Below are 774 nucleotides of genomic sequence, written 5' to 3'. Positions count from 1 at the left end.
TTAAAACGTTGGAAGATGCCATTTAACAGCCTAACATTGGTTTACATGCAAGGCTTCTTCTCTGTCATCATGCTGACTCCACTGTGGCTTTCAAGCGAACAACTGCTTCCTAGCCAAGATGCGCTTCCACTGATCGCTTATGCTGGTATCGCAGCGTCTATTTTCGCTCCATTGATGTGGGTAAAAGCAATAGATTTGATTGGTGCAGACTCCAGCGCCATGTTCATGAACTTAATGCCTGTGGTCTCTGTCGCCTTAGCGTCAACACTGCTCGGTGAAGAGATTCACGTGTACCATATTATCGGCGGCTTGATGGTTATCTCCGGCGTGATTCTGTCGCAGATAAAAGTACGTAAGAAGCAAGATCTTATGGTATCCGAATCGTTGACAACTACGACTCGTTAATTTGTTGGACCCCTCCCTCTTCTAAAATCGGCTCGTTAATAGGAGCCGATACTCATTGCTTGGTTAAGAACCCATAATTCGGGAGTGCAGCCAGTCTTTTAGCTCCGCTCGATTATGTTTGAGCACATTCATGGCGTGGTCGTCTATCGGGCTGCCTTGCAGCTCTAATACACGAATCTCTTTATCGAGTGCGTTATAGTTTTTAACGTTTTCAGCAAATGATGCATCGTTTTGGCTAAGCTGAGTGATGGTATCCAAATGTTCTGGGAATTCATGAGTTAATGAGTGATTTTCACCTAACATAGAGACCTCTTGAGTGGCGTTATTGATGTTTGTCTTGCTTGTTTTTTGAGCAATTCAACATTAACC

2 protein-coding genes are annotated in these 774 nt (G+C 44.1%); one reads left to right on the top strand and one right to left on the bottom strand.

Annotated features, from left to right (window positions below; all coding sequences use genetic code 11):
* Window positions 1–405, top strand: a 405-nt coding sequence (locus R7Q48_RS26625) for a DMT family transporter (RefSeq protein ID WP_318133219.1), incomplete at its 5' end; no start/stop codon positions are given.
* A 63-nt stretch (window positions 406–468) separates the two neighbouring features.
* Here the strand turns inward: R7Q48_RS26625 and R7Q48_RS26620 are convergent.
* The gene (locus R7Q48_RS26620; protein WP_005479911.1) at window positions 469–708 is read right to left on the bottom strand and encodes a YdcH family protein; all 240 of its coding nucleotides are present in this window, start codon (window positions 706–708) and stop codon (window positions 469–471) included.
* Window positions 709–774 lie beyond the last annotated feature (66 nt).

The organism is Vibrio sp. 378 (assembly GCF_033339435.1).
The sequence above is the reverse complement of the archived record's forward strand: the minus strand, read 5'-3'. Positions and strand labels throughout refer to the sequence as shown.